Origin of the sequence: Rhizobium sp. R339, assembly GCF_002211395.1 — a bacterium.
GTDB lineage: Bacteria > Pseudomonadota > Alphaproteobacteria > Rhizobiales > Rhizobiaceae > Rhizobium.
Map to the genome: position 1 here is coordinate 60,326 of NZ_LOKV01000023.1, position 16,337 is coordinate 76,662.

Genomic DNA, 16,337 nt, shown 5'->3' on the forward strand with positions numbered 1-16,337 from the left:
ATGGACGAGAATTACGAGCCGAGACAAACGGATGGAGAGGCCCGCGTCGCAAAGGACAAGAAGAAAAAGAAATGGGATTACGACAAGGAAATCGAGCGGCTGCAAGTGGAACTGGCCCATCTGCAGGCCTGGGTTAAGAAGGCGGGCGCCAGGGTCGTCATCATCTTCGAGGGACGAGATGCCGCCGGCAAAGGCGGCATGATCAAGCGTATAACCGAAAGGGTCAGCCCGCGCGTCTTTCGCGTCGTGGCGCTGCCGGCGCCCACGGACCGCGAGAAATCCCAGATCTACATGCAGCGTTATATCGCGCATCTGCCGGCCGCCGGTGAAATCGTCATCTTCGACCGCAGCTGGTACAACCGCGCCGGCGTCGACCGCGTCATGGGGTTCAGCAGCGAAAAAAAGGCGCAGCGTTTCCTCGAACTGGCGCCCCGCTTCGAGGCCGCGATCGTCGAAAGCGGCGTCATTCTGCTGAAATACTTCCTGACCGTCAGCGAGGAAGAGCAGGAACGTCGCTTCCGGCGCCGGATCGATGACCCGGTGCGGCAGTGGAAGCTCAGCCCGATGGATGTCGAATCCTATCAGCGCTGGTGGGACTACACACGCGCCTATGACGAGATGCTGCGGATGACCGACAGCAATCATGCGCCGTGGTGGATCGTGCCTTCGGATGACAAGAAACGCGCCCGGATCAACTGCATCTCGCACATCCTGCAGTCCATCCCCTACGAGCGCGTGAAATTCGAAGCGCCGGATCTCGGGAAGCGCCAGAAGCGGCCGGCCGGCTTCATGGAAGACCGCAGCGTCCGTCACGTCGTGCCGGACGCGACGTCGTAAGGCGACCTCGGCCTGAAGCAATTCCCAGGCGAAGCGCGAAGCGCTTTTGCCAAAAATTGCGTCAGGACAAAAGGTTAGGGCGGTCCTGCTTTTTCCTGAAAAGCTGAGCCGCTCTGGAATGAGGCGGACGGGATGCAGCGATGGAGAATACAGGCGATCGGGCGGCCCAGGCAGCGGGGCCGGGGCAGATTTCGATAGAGGCAAGGATAAGCGATCTCGTCCGATTGGGCATCATCGGGCTTTTCGCTTATTGGACCTTGGTTCTCATCGCCCCTTTTGCACTGATCGTCATCTGGTCGGCCATCCTTGCGATAGCGCTGTTCCCGATGTTCGAGGCGCTCTCCCGGGTGATGGGAAACCGGCCCGTCATCGCGGCCATCATCATCGTCCTCTTTTGTCTCGTCCTGATCATCGCGCCGCTCGCCCTCGTTGCGGTCAATTTCGCCGATGCCGCGCAGGCGCTGATCGGCAAATTATGGACAGAGAACTTTACGCTGCCCTCGGCGCCGGCCACCATTCGGGAATGGCCTGTCGTCGGCGAACGGCTTCATACCATCTGGAATCAAATTGCAGGCGATCTGGCTGCCACCGTCGTCAAATTTCAGGCGCCCATTCGTGAAGTTGCGGCCGTTATCGTCGCAAAGCTCGCCTCGATCGGCGGCGGCGTATTGAGCTTTGTCGCTTCGATCATTCTTTCCGGCATCTTTCTGACGAGAGCGGCACGGCTGGCTGGAGCAATACAGGTGCTGGCGAGCCGGATCGCCGGTGAAAAGGGCGTCGGCTTTGCCCGGCTGGCGGGAGCCACGGTGCGCAACGTATCCCGAGGCGTCATCGGCGTTGCCTTCCTGCAGACGCTCCTCTGCGGGTTATGCTTTGCCGTCTTCGGCGTCCCGGCACGCGGTGCGCTGACGTTCTTGATCTTCATGCTTTGCCTGATGCAACTGGGACCTGGCCTCGTGCTTCTTCCGGTCATCATCTGGTCGTGGTTTTCGTGGTCGCCCTCCATTGCCTTCGCCTTCACCGTCGTTGCGGTGCCAATCATGGTCATCGACAACATATTGAAGCCCATCCTGATGGCGAGAGGCCTCTCGACCCCGATGCCGGTGATCCTGATCGGCGTCATCGGCGGCACTCTTTCCCACGGGCTTCTGGGCCTGTTTCTGGGGCCGATCGTGCTCAGCGTCTTCTATGAGCTCCTGAGGGCCTGGGCATGGCCGCAAGTGATCTCGAGCGAGCCGGAAAGCAGCACAGCCGGTTTCGATGTCCAGACGGGACGCATCGGGCCCGCTGAATGAGTGGTTGTCGCAGCCTGTACCAGCCGAGTTCACCGGCTCTTGCAGTAGACCACGACCTCCTGCTCGATTTCGCGGCAGAGCTGTTCATACTCGCTGATCAGTTCTTCTGCCATCGGGCTCTGTTTTCGAAACCGCTCCAGCGCATCGACGGCAAGATCATAGGCTTCGAACATTTCCCCGAGCGCCTCACTGGTCATGCCGGCCAGAAGATGCCGGATATCGGGGAGTCTCAACATCAGTTTTCTGCGACCGCGCTCCTGGCTCATCGATCAGCTCCGCATTCAAGACATGCCCCGCAATGAATACGAAGCGATGAAAGCGTCGGATCGTTCCCGGGATCACAAAGAAATGTGCCGGATTTGGCAACGAATCCTCGGTTGTTGCGCTCGGGAAAAAATCCCGGCGACTTGCCGCAGGTCCGCTTGCTTCAACGTGTGCTCGATAATGCGAAGCGGCTCTTGCAACTCCAGGCTCCTGGGATATGATGCTTTAGAAGGTGCTTACATAATTGCGTGATCTTGTCGTAGGGGCGAGCATGAGAAACGCAACGAAGGTCAATGCGTTCAGCAGCCTTGGGCCGACGGCTGAGGAAATCTGCCGACAAGTCGAGCGAATTCTCGCAAGCGAGGAATTTCACGCGCCGAAGCGCGGCCGAAATTTCCTGGAATTCGTCGTCAGCGAAACGCTCGCCGGTCGGTCGAGCTTCCTGAAGGCGTTCACCATAGCCAATGTGGTGTTCGGCCGGGAAGCTTCGTTCGACCCGCAGAATGATCCGGTCGTCCGGATCGAGGCCGGACGGATTCGAAAGGCGCTGGAGCGTTATTATCTCGTCGCAGGCCAGGCGGACGAGGTCATCATCACGGTGCCTAAAGGCGGATATGTGCCGCATTTCGAATATCTGCGGGACGAACCGGCTCCGCCGCCGGCTGAGCCGGAACCTTCCCGCATCGAAGAATCGGCCGATCCAAATCCTCCGCTTCAGCAAGCGCCTTCTCCGGCTCCGCCGGCCACTCGCCGCCTTGGAGCCGGTCTCCCGACTGCCCTCGTGCTTCTCCTCCTTGCGCTTGCATCTGCGGTTTTCATTCTGCGAGGTGTACCGACAGGCTCACAGCCATCAGCCATGCCGACCGTTGCTGTCGAGGCGTTTGCGGAGAACAGTTCGGTTGAGCCGGGTTCGGATATCGCCCGTGGCCTGAGAGACGACGTTATCGGCCAGCTTGCCCAGCTCGATGACATTGTCGTGATGGCCGATCCCATAACCGGCGGTCGTGCCGGCTACGTGCTTCAGGGCAATGTCCAGATGGACGGGACGAGGCTGCGCTCCGTTGTGAGGCTGGTGCGCCAGGCGAACGGAGCCGTCATCTGGGCCGATAATTTCGATGGCGATCTTCGTGTTCAGAACAAGCTTGCAATTCAGGCAAGTATCGCCCGGCAGATCGCCGACGCGATAGCGCAGCCGCAAGGCGTCATTTTTCAGGCCGAGACAGATGTCGTCGCAGAGCCGGCCCGGAAGGCGGATCAGCATGTTTTTGCCTGCCGCCCCGCCTATGCCGGCTATACGAGGGCGATGACCGCGCAAAGCCACAGTGCGGTGCGCGAGTGCCTGCAACAGGCCACCCGGCGGGATCCCGACGATGCTGCGTCCTGGGCGCTCTTGTCTTTGGTCTACCTCGATGAAGTGAGATTCCGCTACAAGCTCGGCACGCCGGTTTCGGCCGCACCTCTCGAACTGGCAAACGCTTCGGCGGAGCGGGCAGCATCGCTCGCCCCCGACGATCCCAGGGTGCAGCGCGCCGTCATGCTGGCGAACTTCTTCAGAGGAGATATCGACAAGGCGCTGGCGGCAGGGACCGCGGCCTATGCCGCAGATCCCAACGACGTGGAAGTCGCGGGCGAATATGGCTTGCGGCTGGCGATGTCCGGAAAATGGCAATCGGGTTGCGAGTTGGTAGCCATCGCCATTGACAAGAATGCCGGCCTCAGAGGCCATTACGAGGGCGGGATGGCGATGTGCGCATTGATGAGGGGCGATCTGGAAGCTGCGGAACAATGGGCGCGAATATCCGATCTCGACGGCAACCCCATGCGTCATCTCGCATTGCTGTCCATTCTCGGAGCCGCAGGCAAGATGGACGAGGCCAGGCTGGAGCGCGATTGGCTCCAAAACCACGCACCGGCATTGATGACGAACATCCGCCAGGAGATTTCCCTGCGCCTGCAACGGCCGGAGGACCAGGAGAAGTTCTTCGACGGGCTGCGCGCCGCCGGGGTGACCGTCGCCTCGCCGGCGGAAAGGTGACGAACGATTTGGAACGGACGATTCCGCTACGGAAGAAGGCCCGCGGCGCCGAGCTTGCGGCTGCGTGAAATCTCCATGGCGATTTGAGCCGCAATCTCGTCCTCGACATCGAGAATTGTTTGGCCGCGCAGGTCGCGATCATATTGATTGGCCCAGACGACCGCGCCGTCGGCGCCGTTTATCAGGCGGACTTGCAGATGCAGGACCGTGCCGTCGATAAGAGCGCTTCCCTGCAGATTAAGCAGCGAACCGAGCGTCTCCATGCCGGATCGGCCGGGCGCAAGCACGACAAGGCTGTCCACCTTCATCAGTTTGGCGATCAGCTGATCGACCAATCCCTTGGCAAAATCCGCTCCTCGCTCGGTGCCGCCGAGGGCCGCGAAGGGTTCGACGACAATCCTCGTCTTGCCGTTCACCGGCGAGGCGGTGGAAGTCGGCGGGGCTTCGGGCGTTGCAAAGTAGGATGCAAGCGGACGGACGAGGATGAGTGCCGCTACCGCACCGATCAGGACGGCAATGCCGGCCGGCAGCAGAAGATCGCGATAAGCTATCGGTCGCCGATGCCCGGGCCGTCGCTGGATGTTCTCGCGATGGGACGCAACGACCGCTTCGCCTGCATTCGAGATGGCTTCACCACTCGAAAAGCGCGGGGAATAGCCGCCTTTGGGAATGGTGATGTTTATCGGGTCGCTGCTTCCGCATACGAGATAATATCGTTCGAGTGCGCGGCGGATGCGTCCGGCCTCGATTCGGACGACAGGATCGTTCTGCGCATCGAAGGAGGCGTCGCGCCCGAAGACTGCCTGTGCGATTGCAAAGGCCTTGATCTGTTCGCCATGCCCTTCCAGCGTCTGTTCCACGATATATTGCAGGAAGCGGCGGCCGCGTTCGGAGGCAAGAAATTCCGGGCTTGCCAATATGCGATCAAGCTGCGCGCGAATGCTTGCAGGTTCATGACGCGCCTGGCCGTGCCCGTTCTCCATCGGTGCCATTTCGATCTCCCGCGATATCGCCTAACGGCGACAGCGTTCTTCCCTGCAGCCGCCAGCCGACCAGATCATTTAGCCGGCGTCGCAGCGCTCGCCTGCTGCGCGCGGATCGCTTGCGTGGCCGCCGCCGCGCCGCCGCCCTTGTCGTCGCCTCCGACTTGCACCGTCGGCTGCGCGAACGAGATCCCGTTTGCCAGAAACACCTCCCGGATCTTGGCGTAGGCCTTGCGGCGGATATAGGTCTGCATGCCGGGAACCGTCGTCATGGCAAAGCTCAGCACGATGCCGTAGTCGGCGAATTGCTCGACACCCTTCATCTTCAGCGGTTCGATGAAATGCTGGCCGAGTTCAGGATCTTCCATCAGTTCGGCACCGATCTTCTTGGTCAGCTTGCGCGCTTTTTCGATGTCGGTATCGAAGCCGACGGTGATCCTGAATTTGTCGATCACCCAATCCCGGCTCAAGTTCTCGACGGCGCCCAACTCGCTGAAGGGCACCGTGTAAACCGGCCCGCGATGATGGCGCAGGCGGACCGAGCGCAGGCTGAAGCTCTCCACCGTTCCCTTGTAGTCCTTGGCTTGGATGTACTCGCCGACGCGGAAGGCGTCGTCCAGCATGTAGAATACGCCGTTGATGACATCCTTGACCAAAGTCTGCGAGCCGAAACCGATGGCCACGCCGAAGATTCCCGCGCCAGCGATCAGCGGGCCGATCTGCACGCCGAGTTGCGCCAGCACGATCAATCCGGCCATGACGGCAACGGCGACGGCCAGCGCGTTGCGGAAGATCGGGAGAAGCGTGCGGAACCGCGCACGCCGGGCCGCGTCGGCGGGCGCGAGCGATGTGGTCGTGGTCGATACCCGGAGCGTTCGGTCGATCCAACCCCGCGCCACCTGCCAAAGAAGGTCGGCGACCACGAGGATGAGAACGCTCTTCAGGCCACCGTAAAATAGAGCGACGACCGTCGGGTCGCGCTGGCCCAGCGTATCGGGATTGAGGCGCCAGACGAGCGCAAGCCATCCGACGGCGAGCGCGATAACGGCGGCGCGCGCGCCGCGGGCGATGAGGATGCCGCGCAGGCTGCCGGAATCGCTGGTGAAGGACAGTGCGATGCGGCCGACGGCTCTCAGGATTCCCGGCAATACGAGCGCATAGATGCCGATCCAGAACAGGCCCTTCATGCCGACACACCAGACGAGCCACAGGATGACGAGGAAGCCCGTTATCGCCACTTTCCAGCTGCGGCTTCCCGCCCAGATCGACCACACGGCCTCGATGGCAAGCAGCAGTCCAAACACCGAGAAACAGTAATTGATTGCCTCGCTGACGGCAGCGGAAACGCCGAGTGACTCGCCGACGGCCGCTGTGGCGACCGCAAAACAGATTACTCCGAAGAGGATCAACAGCCTTCTGCGCAGCGGGGAGTCGATTGCCGCCGCCGACAGCAGCACCGCCGTCAGTCGAAACAGGATGAACGCCGAGAGATAGGCAAGAAGCGTCAGGCGCGCGAGAGGCGGCCATTCGATCGCGAAAAACACGATGCTCATGGCGCCCGCGAATATGCCGACCGGGATAAGCCGGCCAACCAGCGTATCGCGGCGAACGGCAAATCTTCGATACGCAGCCTCGGCAACAAGGCCAAAGGCGATGAGGCCGGCGAAAATGACGAAAACCGGTGCATAGCCTCTACTGATGGCATCCTGCCTTGCCCTTGTCGCCGCCGCCGCCACTTCGACAGGTATGGCGGGTATGGCCGCCACGATCTCGTTCACCCGCGCCCGCGCACCGGCCTCCCATCTGGCCAAGCCTGAATTGGCCGATGGTGAGGCCGGTGTCGCAGGCCCGCTCCCCTGTTTGCGGCTATCAAGCCAGGCCTTGACATCGGGATCCTGCAGAAGGCGCACAAGTTCGTCGATCTTCTCACCGGGATCGGCCGCAGGCGTTTGCGCGAAAGCGTTCAACGCGAAGAGCAAGGCGGCGGTAAAGGAAAGAAGCCATCTCAACCCGGAACTCCTCACTGCGTCAGCGTCTGTTGCTTCAGGTCGCCGTCGAGCGTCTGGTCGGCGGAACGAGGCGGTCTTTTCTTCGTCACAGGCTGTTCGATGATCGCAACCGGTGCTGCGACTGCGGTGGCGGCGACGGTGCCGATATTCGTCATCGTTCCGCCGACGACGGCCGTAATGCCCTGGCCCAAAGTGACCTTGGAATCCGTCAAGGTCTGGCCGGTCATGAGGCGTTCGCCGATGAGCTGGACGATCTCGGGACTTTCGGCAAATTTGCCGTGATTGAGCCTGTCGTGCGTTTTCACCTTCGTCAGGTCGATGGCCGTGATGCCGGCTTTTTCCAGCCTCGAGCGGTAGGGCTCTTCCGCCGGATTGATGGCGCCGAGACGGGAAACGCGTCCGGTGATGAAGCTGGAAACCGCAAGAGCCTTATCGTCCTGAGAGACAAAGATCGTGAATTTCGGACGCGGATCGCCCATCTCCACATATTGCTTGGCGAAAACCTGGATATCGATGTCGGGCGAGGCGAGGATGACATTGCGGATCTTCGAGTTGACGTGGCCATCGCGTATCCCCATCTGCCGCAGGGATTCCATGGCAAGCCAAGTGCCCATCGAGTGAGCCATGATGGTGATGTCCTTGACGTCAGGATCGGCGGCCAGGGTGCGCAGCGCCTGCTCCAGCGCCGTGCGCGAATAATTCGTGCTTTCCTTGTCGTATTGGTAGGCGGTGATCTCAGCTCTCGACGGCCAGGTGAACAGGATCGGGGTCGCCTGCATCTTGCTGTCGTGCACGATCTGCGCCAGCCGGAAAACCGAATCCTCATAGGTGTTGTTGAAGCCGTGAATGAAGACCAGCGCATGTCCGCCCTTCACATGCTGGCGGAACCACACGCGCCCCTGTGCGACGGTGTCGATCTGCTGAACATGGGTCACGGCAAAATCGGTGGCAGGATCGGGTGGAAGGCGCTTCGGCCACTGCACCGTGCCCGCTTCGCGTTTTGCCGGGATCGAAATCGAGATCTGGGTCAGATGCGGCTTGGAACTGCGTTCGCCGTTGAAGAGCGTTGCCGGATCCCCGGAAGGCGATCGCGTGGTCGCAACCAGCATATCGACCTTGGATGTCCGCGCCGTCGACAATGACGTTGAAACCGGCGTCATTACGCCTTCCGGATATCCGCAACTCGTCAGAATCAAAAGGAAAAAAAGAACCGCATTATGCTTTGCCATTCACGCATCCAGCAATCGCTCGGGGAGGAGGCTTCTGGGCTTGAATATTAGCAGGCGGCACAGGCCGGCGCCTGTAGCATCACGTAATATCTGTTCGCCTTCAAGGCGGTCGACAGGACCGTGCGATTGCTCCTGAGATGTGAGCTCGAAGCCTATGCGGTCGCACCGAAGCCGATGGCGGCGCGCAAGCGCGTGTCCCTGGGGCTTTCTCCGAAAGCGCTGCGGTAGATCGCGGAAAATCTGCCGGGATGAAAAAAGCCCCAGGTCGTGCAGATGTCGCGGAGGGTTTGCTGGTTCAATGGATCTCGCAGCTGGTCGTGAACGGCTTTCAGCCTGATCGTGCGCAGGTAGGCGCCGGGTGACGTTCCGCGGAATGTCTTGAAGCCGGTTTGCAGCGCGCGCAGTGAAATCCCGACTTCATCGGCCACCATCGACATGGTGAAAGGCTCGGCGATGTTGGCATGCATGTAGTCGATCGCGCGCCGGACATGCCACGGCGCAACCGCCGAGATTTTCTTTTTTTCGAAATGGCCGGAAAGACGATGCTGGGCGAAGCGGATCACCAGGTCGGCCAGCGCTTCGCTCATTGTCGACAGGGCGAGCGGGGAGGAGAGAAGGGGACCGCCGTCGCGCATGCCCTGGATGATCGTCTGCGTCAGATTGCCGATGAGCCGGCCCGCCGGACTTGAAAGGTCCACGACGGGCTCTAGGTCGAGCGATTCGAAGGTCGGCGTTTCCAGGAGCGAGAAGAGCGTTCGTCTCATGACCTTCCAATCCAGGAAAAGCACGTCCGAACGGTGCGGACCGTGCACCAACCGATCGTCGGCCTCATGATTGTTGGCCATGAGAATCTGGCCTGGTCCGCCATCTGCGGTCCTCTTCCCGATCGTCAGCTGAAAGGACCCTTTATGGGGAATGAAAAGCGCAAGATGTTGCGGGCTTTCGTCGAGCGTCCGGATTTTCCAGGACGTCGGGTAAACCGAGTGAACCGCCGTCAGCGGGCCACCTCGTCTCATGTCCGCTGCCCAGTTGAAGGCTCGGTCGTCGCCCAGCGGCTTTGCGCCGAAGACGCCGTAGCCGGTTGTGAAGGCTCGCACCATCGACTCGAAGTCGTCACCTTCAAGAGTCGGTACAAAGCCATAATCATGCTCGCGCCGCGAGTTATTAGATCTTAGCCATACCATGCAGCTCGGCTCTTTCCGTTTTCCACACCCTGCCGGTCGAAACGCCCTCTTCTATCTCGGGCGGCATGGCTATATCCTTCCCTCCAACGCTCAGAATCAGTCTCCCTTTCTCTTCCCAAAATACTGTCGTCCCGGCTGGCTCGGCCAATCTCGACGCAGCAGGCAGGACCTCGGTTTGGCAGAAGCAAAGCATCCCCGACGAGTTTCACACCCCCAGTGTAAATCAAAATGATCTGAAAATGAAGTACGTCCCTCTAAACCATGTTGCGCCGCATTTTCTGCGCGACTCTCAACCATTGCGGGTGGCCTCCCGCAATGAGCGGGATCTTTTGCGGTTGATCTGGAAATCTCCTGGCATCGAACGCTCTGATCTGACCGAGCCGCTCGATCTCACCCAGCAATCCTTGCACAGGATTGTCGGGCGGCTCCACGACCGGGGAATGATCGCCTTCTCGCCTTCGGAAAACCGGCGCCCCGGCCCGCCGAGTCCGGAGCTGACGCTCTGCAGGGATTGGTGCCTGACGCTCGGCATTGCCGTGAATGTAGGTTCGATCGGCCTCTGTCTCATGGGGTTCGGAGAACCCCTGGAAAACATGGAAATTCTCCAGTCGGGATCTTCGCTGGCCGAAGAGATGGACAGGATCGAAGCGGCGGTCGAAGAGCTTCTCGCCCGCCGCGGCGCCAAGCGGCGCGACGTATTCGGCGTCGGTCTGGCGGTCGCCGGCCACCGCATGTTGGAAACGGCCTTCAATTGCCCGCTGCCGCTCGCGCACTGGTCATTGATCGATCTGGCGCCTCTGCTCGGAAAGCAGCTCGGCTTGCCGGTCTGGGCCGATAATGTCGCCAGAACCGCAGCTTTGGCGGAAGCGATTTTCGGTGTCGGCCGCGATGTCGCGGACTTCGCCTACATCGCCCATCTTCACGGCTATGGCGGCGGCCTCGTATCCGGCGGCATGCCGTTTCGCGGCAGTTTCGGCAATGCCGGCGAATATTCTGTTCTCTTCGGGCGTCAGGATTACGACGACCGCCCTGCGCTCAGCCTCCTGCTTCAAGAACTCCATGCCAGGGGCTATCAGGACTTGACGCTGAAGGATCTGAAAAACGAAAACCTGGTGGAGTGGGACGGCGTTGCCGAATGGGTCGACCGCGTCGCGCCCGCGCACAACCGCGCCATCAACGCCATCTGCGCGGTGTTCGACCCGGCCTTGATCGTCCTCGGCGGCGAGCTTCCGCATTCGCTGGCAAGAATGCTGATCGAACGGACCGAATTCAATAACCTGCCTCGCCACGGCGCATTGCGCGATGTCCCCAAGCTTACCGTGGCCGAGGTCATCGATGCCCCCGGCGCGATCGGCGCGGCCTTGATCCCACTCGTCGAAACCGTCTTGTGACGACGCGCTGCGCCTCCGCTTCATCGTCCAGCGGTTATCGCCCCTTCCGCAACAAGAACCTCATGAGCGGCCTTGAAGGCTTCCAGCCCGGCCGGAATGCCTGAATAGACGGTGGCGTGCAGGAGAATCTCCTTTATCTCCTCGACGCTGACGCCGTTTTGCAGCGCGCCCTTGACGTGCAGCTTCAATTCGGAAGGCTTCGAGAGCGCCGTCAGCATCGCGAGATTGAGCATCGAGCGCGTCTTTCGGTCCAATCCCTCCCGAGTCCAGGTGGAGCCCCAGCACCATTCCGTCGTCAGCCGCTGGAAAGCCATCATGAAGTCGTCTGCCTTCTCGAGGCTTCTATCGACATATTCGGCGCCGAGCACGGCGCGGCGCATTTCCAAACCTTTTTCGAATAGCTCGTTTTCGGCCACGTTATTCTCCTGATTGAGAGATTTTCCGACGGGCAGGTTCGGCCGGACGTCGAGATAGTCAAGGAAAAACACGTCTAATCGAACCGGCATCGGCTCGCAGACCGCTCGATACGGCGCCATTTGGCCGAGGCTAAACACCTCGGCTAGGCTTCATGGCCGGATCGAACGCAACAGCGAGCGGAGGTCAGCGGCCGTAAGTGACTTCGACAGACGCTTTGCCGATCGTATTGGCCCTGACATAGAATCCGACCATGGCGCCGGGCGCCGTGTCGGGCAGGGGAAGCTTGTCCACCGACAGCGCGTAGACGGTGAACTGATAGTGGTGCGGCGCATCGCCGGCCGGAGGGCAGGCGCCGCCATATCCTGAGGTGCCGAAATCGGTGTGGCCTTCGACGGCACCTTCGGGGAGCTTCTTCTCACCGCTTGCGCCGGTGGCGATCTTCGAGACATTTGCCGGAATGTTGAACACCGACCAGTGCCACCAGCCGGAGCCCGTCGGCGCATCCGGATCGTAGGCCATGATGGCGAAGCTCTTGGTGCCCTCGGGAGCGCCGGACCAGACGAGTTCCGGCGAAATGTTCTTGCCCGGGCAGCCGAAGCTGTTGAAGACCTGCTCCTCGGCCATCGCCTTGCCGGCGGTCAAATCGATGGAGGTGAGCTTCATTTCGGCCTGTGCGGCCGTGGTGCCGATGAGGGACGTGGCGAGAAGTGCTGTTATGAAACGCATTTTGCTTTCCTGCGGTTGATGATGCCGCAGAGCTATCGTCACTGCGAAAGCGCGTCTGCCCCGCTATGCTCAACTTCTGTCCCGATCCGCTCAAACAACTCGGATCCGTTGCGCACATGGCGCGGACTGACGCCGAACCGCTCCTTGAAGCGCGCCGCGAACTGGGACGGCGAGTCGTAACCGACTTCGAATGCGACCTGCGCCATGGAAAGGGCGGTCGTCTGAACAAGGGCGAGGGCCCTGTTCATCCTTGTATCGCTCAGGATTTCGCTGAAGCCGCTATTCTCGGCCGCCAGCCTGCGCCTGAGTGTTGCTTCGCTCATGTTGAATGCGTGCGCCGCATGCCGCAGCGTCCAGCCGAAGGCCGGATCGGTTTCGATCATCTGCCGCAGCCGGTCTTCGAGCCGAGAGCTCCGGCTTTGGCCCAGCACCGCTCCTGATAACGCGAACCAGGTGACGAGTTCCATCAAGCGTGCCTTGGCGATGGCGACGGGAAGCCTGGCCAGATTGCCGGGCTGACAGCAATAGTCGAACAAGGCGGCCGCTTCCGCCGGCATGTCGGAAGAACGCGCGGGAAGAGGCATCGGCGGGACGGCAATCGAGCCCATGCGGGCATAGGCATCCTCGAACAATTGTCTGGGAACGGGAAGGGCGACGGTCTGATAGTGCTGCGGTGCCTTGGGGATGTTTTCCATCATCAGGGGTTGATAATCGGGCAGCAGGCCATAGGCGCCCGCCTCGAACCGCAAAGCGTCGTCATTGGCGGCGACGATCTTCGTTCCCGACTGAACCTGTATCAGCAAGGGGCTCGTATTGACGAGACGATAGAAGCAGGCCCGCCCGCCCTGTCGGATCAAGGCTCCGGTTGGAATGGGAAAATCCTCGTGCTCCATGCATTCCCCAGCGATACGATGATGGCTCATGAGCTTCATCTGCCAGATCGCGGGACCGAAGCCAAGACAGCGAACACCACCACGGCGATTCCGGCAATATGCCGGTCCGTGCAGAATTTTCCCGCCTATCCCACCGTCTTTGCCAATTCCTCAACGAGAGGATTTATCCTTGTTGCGGGAATCTCAGCGATTCGGCCTCAGGATCCTCAGCCAATGACCAGAGCAAGACGCCGCCGCATCATCCGCACCCGACGAACCGTGACCGGGGTCGCGCTCGTCGGCGCGATCTCCTTTCTTGCCGGCATGACCGATGCAACCGGTCTTCTGCTGACCGGCGATTTCGTGTCCTTCATGACGGGCAACACGACGCGCGCTGCACTCGCCCTGAGCGACGGCAATCTCCATCACGCCGCTGTGCTGGTTTCGGCCATCCTCGTTTTCGTGCTCGGCAATGCGGCCGGAATCGTCATCTCGCACGTCTCTCACCGCCGTATTTTCGTGGTGCTCGGCAGCGTCAGCCTCGTTCTGGCGCTCGCGTCGATGCTGAACATGCGGGACATGCTGATGATGCGCTTCTACATGATCGTCTTCGCCATGGGCATGGTGAATGCGGCCGTCGAGCATATCGAGGGCCTGCCGATCGGCCTGACCTATGTGACCGGCGCCCTGTCGCGGTTCGGCCGCGGCATCGGCCGCTGGATCATCGGCGATCGCCGGCTAGACTGGACGATCCAGATCGTGCCCTGGGGCGGCATGGTCCTCGGTGCGATCGCCGGTGCCGTCCTGACGCGGCTGGTGGGCGCGCAGGCCCTGTGGCTGGTCTCCCTCTTCGCCATGGCATTGGCATTCGCCGCCATGCTCATCCCGCGCCCGCTGCAACGGCGCTTCAACCAGAAGATCGCGGCGCATCGCTCGGCCGTTGCCTCGGAGAAGTAGGACCGTCGCATTCCTGTCACCGGCGAATCGGATAGGAAGGATCGCCGTCCCATCCTCGAGGAGTAGGTCTTGTTCGTCGTCTCGAAGCTTGTCTGGGTTTTTGGTCAGCCGCTGTCGCTGGCATTCTTTCTCGTCTTCTTCGCCCTCGTCGCCGGTCTTCTGCGCTGGCGCGTCCTGAGCGTCCTCAGCGCCACGGGCTCCGCGCTTATCCTCTTCGTCACGCTCTACACCACGGCCGGCAACCTGCTGATGCAGGATCTCGAACAGCGCTTCGTCAAGCCGGCCGATCCCGATAGCCTGCAATGCATGATCGTGCTCGGCGGCGGCTTCGAAAACGAGGTCAACACGGCGCGCCATGGCATAGAATTCAACGCCGGCGCCGATCGTTTCATCGAAGCCTTACGGCTCGCCCAGAAATTTCCGCAGTCGCGCATTCTGATCTCGGGCGGCGACGGCTCGCTCTCCGGCATCTATGAAGGCGATGCGGCCGCAGCCGAGCGCTTCTTCCCGCTCTTCGGCATCGGCAAGGATCGCCTGATCGAGGAGCGGCAATCGCGCACGACCTTCGAAAATGCCGTCAACACCAAGGAATTCCTGGCGAGCCAGGGGCTTGTCCATTGCCTGCTGATCACCTCGGGGTTCCATATGCCGCGCTCCGTCGGCATTTTTCGCAAGCTCGGAATCGATGTCGTGCCCTGGCCGACCGATTACCGCACCGATGGCAAGGTAAGGCCCGGCCTCGATTTTACCCAGCCGAACCTCAATGCCCAGAACATGGCGACCGCGATCCGCGAATGGTACGGCCTCGTCGGCTACTACCTCGCCGGCCGGACGTCGGAGCTCTATCCGCGCTGAACTATTTCTTCGAGATGGTGACGAATTTGGTGCCGCGCACCCGCGCCGTCACGATGCAGGGATCGCCCTCGGTGCGGTCGCAGAAACGCGGATGCATCTTCATCGCCAGCACCATGTTGCCGAAGCGCTGGACGAAGTCGTAGCCGTAGATTTGCGCCGTCGCGATCATGAAATAACCGCCTTCGGCAACCTGCAGATAGAAGTTATAGGTGCAGCCGTCGTCGTTGCATTGCGGCCCCTTCTGTCCGTCGCAGGTCAGCAGGCCCTCGTTGACCACCGCGTCGATCAACCCGTCATTGTTGATGTCCTGCCTGGTAATGAAGCCGTCGGCGAATTCGGCCGTCTTGCACTGCTCCTGGAAGTGCTTCTTCTCGTAGATCTCCGGATCGGAGATCAGCGATTGCTGGCCGAAGGCGGCAACGGGCATGGCAAGCAGCAGGACGATATTGAGAAGGGCGAGCACCAGCGGTTTCACGGCTTTCCTCTTTTGGATAAAGGCTCCCAATGCACGCCGCCCAAAAGTGTGTAGCGGTTTTGGGACAACGACATGCATCAAATAAAGACTTCGGCTTTATGGCCGCGCCGCCTTGCGCCGCCCTTGCCGCCGTGGTTCTTTCGGTGGATTTCTGCCGGTTCCGGGGTTCGCATGTCCTTGCTCGTCTATCTCGATTATGCCGGCATTGCGCTCTTCGCTGCCACCGGCGCGCTCGCCGCTTCGCGCAAGCAGCTGGACCTGATCGGCTTTCTGTTTTTCGCCATGGTGACGGGCACCGGCGGCGGCACCGTGCGCGATATCGTGCTCGGCCGCGTGCCGGTCTTCTGGGTGCTGAACCCTGCCTATATCCTTGTCTGCTGCGTCATGGGCGTCCTCGTTTTCTTCACCGCCCATCTGCTGGAATCGCGCTATCGCCTGCTGATTTGGCTGGATGCGATCGGTCTTGCCGCCTATTGCGTGCTCGGCGCGGCCAAGGGCCTTGCCGCAACCGGTTCGCCGACTATCGCGATCGTCACCGGCACGCTGACGGCGACCTTCGGCGGCATCCTGCGCGATCTGATGGCAAACGAGCCTTCGGTTCTACTGCGGCCGGAAATCTATGTGACGGCCGCTCTCGTCGGCGCGAGCGTCTTCACGCTCGCCAATGCGCTGGAGATGCAGCTCTATCTGGCGTCCGCCTGCGGCGTCGTGGCGGCCTTTGCGGTGCGCGGCGGCGCCCTCTGGTTCGGCTGGACCTTCCCGACCTACAAGCACAAGCCCGGCCGGCATCCCGACGATGTCATGTGAG

Annotated in this window: 16 protein-coding genes; 7 read left to right on the forward strand and 9 right to left on the reverse strand. The window is 61.2% G+C overall.

What is annotated here, in order from left to right:
* Together ppk2 and ATY76_RS19490 are read left to right on the forward strand one after the other, a co-directional pair.
* Entirely contained in the window at nt 1-837 is an 837-nt protein-coding gene (gene ppk2 / locus ATY76_RS19485; protein WP_088676380.1) for a polyphosphate kinase 2, read from the forward strand.
* Between the two features lie 140 nt (nt 838-977).
* Nucleotides 978-2,132: an AI-2E family transporter gene (locus tag ATY76_RS19490; RefSeq protein ID WP_088676381.1), complete on the forward strand. Its 1,155-nt coding sequence runs from the start codon at nt 978-980 to the stop codon at nt 2,130-2,132.
* A 29-nt stretch (nt 2,133-2,161) separates the two neighbouring features.
* On the opposite strand, the gene ATY76_RS19495 is transcribed toward ATY76_RS19490, so the two are convergent.
* Nucleotides 2,162-2,398, reverse strand: coding sequence for a hypothetical protein (locus ATY76_RS19495; protein WP_088676382.1), 237 nt, complete (start codon nt 2,396-2,398; stop codon nt 2,162-2,164).
* Between the two features lie 269 nt (nt 2,399-2,667).
* Here ATY76_RS19495 and ATY76_RS19500 point away from each other — a divergent pair, with 269 nt between their 5' ends.
* Nucleotides 2,668-4,431 carry a hypothetical protein gene (locus ATY76_RS19500; RefSeq protein ID WP_190233699.1) on the forward strand — a complete coding sequence of 588 codons (1,764 nt, stop codon included), beginning with the start codon at nt 2,668-2,670 and terminating at the stop codon, nt 4,429-4,431.
* A gap of 26 nt (nt 4,432-4,457) precedes the next feature.
* On the opposite strand, the gene ATY76_RS19505 is transcribed toward ATY76_RS19500, so the two are convergent.
* The 4 genes from ATY76_RS19505 to ATY76_RS19520 all read right to left on the reverse strand — a co-directional run bounded on the left by ATY76_RS19505 (nt 4,458) and on the right by ATY76_RS19520 (nt 9,836).
* A complete protein-coding gene (locus ATY76_RS19505) occupies nt 4,458-5,423 on the reverse strand; it encodes a hypothetical protein (protein WP_088676384.1) in 966 nt (321 codons plus the stop codon).
* A gap of 65 nt (nt 5,424-5,488) precedes the next feature.
* Nucleotides 5,489-7,423 carry a mechanosensitive ion channel family protein gene (locus tag ATY76_RS19510; protein ID WP_088676385.1) on the reverse strand — a complete coding sequence of 645 codons (1,935 nt, stop codon included), beginning with the start codon at nt 7,421-7,423 and terminating at the stop codon, nt 5,489-5,491.
* Between the two features lie 11 nt (nt 7,424-7,434).
* Complete coding sequence (locus ATY76_RS19515; protein ID WP_088676386.1) at nt 7,435-8,652, reverse strand: alpha/beta hydrolase; 1,218 nt, start codon at nt 8,650-8,652, stop codon at nt 7,435-7,437.
* Between the two features lie 152 nt (nt 8,653-8,804).
* The gene (locus ATY76_RS19520) at nt 8,805-9,836 is read right to left on the reverse strand and encodes an AraC family transcriptional regulator (RefSeq protein ID WP_088676387.1); all 1,032 of its coding nucleotides are present in this window, start codon (nt 9,834-9,836) and stop codon (nt 8,805-8,807) included.
* Between the two features lie 239 nt (nt 9,837-10,075).
* On the opposite strand from ATY76_RS19520, the gene ATY76_RS19530 reads away from it, so the two are divergent.
* Nucleotides 10,076-11,227, forward strand: a complete 1,152-nt coding sequence (locus ATY76_RS19530) for an ROK family transcriptional regulator (protein ID WP_088676389.1) — start codon at nt 10,076-10,078, stop codon at nt 11,225-11,227.
* 20 nt (nt 11,228-11,247) lie between these two features.
* Here ATY76_RS19530 and ATY76_RS19535 read toward each other — a convergent pair whose 3' ends face one another.
* The 3 genes from ATY76_RS19535 to ATY76_RS19545 all read right to left on the reverse strand — a co-directional run bounded on the left by ATY76_RS19535 (nt 11,248) and on the right by ATY76_RS19545 (nt 13,263).
* The gene (locus ATY76_RS19535; protein ID WP_088686701.1) at nt 11,248-11,607 is read right to left on the reverse strand and encodes a carboxymuconolactone decarboxylase family protein; all 360 of its coding nucleotides are present in this window, start codon (nt 11,605-11,607) and stop codon (nt 11,248-11,250) included.
* Between the two features lie 220 nt (nt 11,608-11,827).
* Nucleotides 11,828-12,370, reverse strand: coding sequence for a YbhB/YbcL family Raf kinase inhibitor-like protein (locus tag ATY76_RS19540; protein ID WP_088676390.1), 543 nt, complete (start codon nt 12,368-12,370; stop codon nt 11,828-11,830).
* Between the two features lie 38 nt (nt 12,371-12,408).
* Nucleotides 12,409-13,263 carry a helix-turn-helix transcriptional regulator gene (locus ATY76_RS19545; RefSeq protein WP_088676391.1) on the reverse strand — a complete coding sequence of 285 codons (855 nt, stop codon included), beginning with the start codon at nt 13,261-13,263 and terminating at the stop codon, nt 12,409-12,411.
* 213 nt (nt 13,264-13,476) lie between these two features.
* Here ATY76_RS19545 and ATY76_RS19550 point away from each other — a divergent pair, with 213 nt between their 5' ends.
* Together ATY76_RS19550 and ATY76_RS19555 are read left to right on the forward strand one after the other, a co-directional pair.
* Nucleotides 13,477-14,199: a YoaK family protein gene (locus tag ATY76_RS19550; protein WP_088676941.1), complete on the forward strand. Its 723-nt coding sequence runs from the start codon at nt 13,477-13,479 to the stop codon at nt 14,197-14,199.
* A 69-nt stretch (nt 14,200-14,268) separates the two neighbouring features.
* Nucleotides 14,269-15,054 carry a YdcF family protein gene (locus tag ATY76_RS19555; RefSeq protein ID WP_088676392.1) on the forward strand — a complete coding sequence of 262 codons (786 nt, stop codon included), beginning with the start codon at nt 14,269-14,271 and terminating at the stop codon, nt 15,052-15,054.
* 1 nt (nt 15,055) lies between these two features.
* Here ATY76_RS19555 and ATY76_RS19560 read toward each other — a convergent pair whose 3' ends face one another.
* A complete protein-coding gene (locus ATY76_RS19560) occupies nt 15,056-15,529 on the reverse strand; it encodes a hypothetical protein (protein ID WP_088676393.1) in 474 nt (157 codons plus the stop codon).
* Between the two features lie 171 nt (nt 15,530-15,700).
* Between ATY76_RS19560 and ATY76_RS19565 the strand changes: the two genes are divergently transcribed.
* Entirely contained in the window at nt 15,701-16,336 is a 636-nt protein-coding gene (locus ATY76_RS19565; protein ID WP_088676394.1) for a trimeric intracellular cation channel family protein, read from the forward strand.
* Nucleotide 16,337: the final 1 nt, after the last annotated feature.